Origin of the sequence: Mycobacterium sp. E342, assembly GCF_001667665.1 — a bacterium.
Taxonomy (GTDB): domain Bacteria; phylum Actinomycetota; class Actinomycetes; order Mycobacteriales; family Mycobacteriaceae; genus Mycobacterium.
Genome location: NZ_LZJM01000223.1, coordinates 1 through 1,016, shown reverse-complemented (window position 1 = coordinate 1,016; position 1,016 = coordinate 1). Strand labels below are relative to the sequence as shown.

Here is a 1,016-nt window from a genome sequence, read left to right as displayed (position 1 = left end):
GGGCGCTGATGTCGCCTACAGTAACCGTGTCAAAACCGCGCTCAGCGAACAACGCGATAGCGGTACGGCCGATGTCGTCGCGCACGAGTCGTCGGCGTCGCTCGGTGAGTGGTTCGGTCATGCGCGCGACCTCACTTGCGCTGCCCGCGGGCGAACTCCGCGGCCCCGGCGAGCAGGCGAATCACCCGAGGTCCCATGTCGGTTCGGTCCGGGTCGATGCCCGCCTTGACCTGCCGAGCGTGCGACCCCTCCAGGATCACGGCCAGCTTGAACAACGCCAGAGCCTGGTAGTAGGGCAGCGCGGTGAGGTCCCGTCCGCTGAGGTTGGCGTATCGGTCCGCCAGCTGCTGACGACTCGGGTAGCCGGCCGAGCCGCCCGCCTGTTCGGTGATGATCGGATCTTCACCGGGCTCGGTCCACCGCGCGAGCAGGTGCCCAATATCGAGCAGCGGATCGCCGATGGTGCCGGTGTCCCAGTCGACGATTGCGGCCAAGCGGGCCGGCGGCTGCGGGGCAACCATCACATTGAATGGGCTGTAGTCGCCATGGATGACCGCGGCCGGGCTCATGGTCGGGGTGTTGGCGGAAAGCCAGTTGGCGAGGAAGTCGAGTTCGGGGAGATCGCGGGTACCGTAGCGCTCCAGCTGGGCGAGCCATCGTGGCACTTGACGCTCCAGAAATCCCTCGGGCTTGCCAAGGTCAGCCAGACCGCGCCGTCGCCAGTCCACCGCGGCCAGGTGGACCAGTCCGTCGACGTAGGCCATCGCTAGGCCGTGCCGCAGGGTGATGTCACCGAGAAAGGGTTCGGGCAGCTCGAACCCCGGCGTGAATCCGTCGACGACGCCCATCAGCATGAATTCAGAACCAAGTACGTCGGTGTCAGCACAGTACAGCACGGGCTGCGGGTGCGGAACCGGTGTGCCTTCGAGGGCGTGCAGAATGCGCCACTCGCGGTGGGTGTTTGACGCGCTCGGGTCATTCTTCACCACGGGTGGGCGGCGCAGGACCCAGGCGTC

The 1,016-nt window shown here is 66.8% G+C and carries 1 protein-coding gene; it reads right to left on the bottom strand.

Going from position 1 to position 1,016, the window contains the following annotated elements:
* Positions 1–131 precede the first annotated feature (131 nt).
* On the bottom strand, positions 132–1,016 hold an 885-nt coding region (locus tag A5692_RS16700), incomplete at its 5' end, for a phosphotransferase family protein (RefSeq protein ID WP_068057806.1).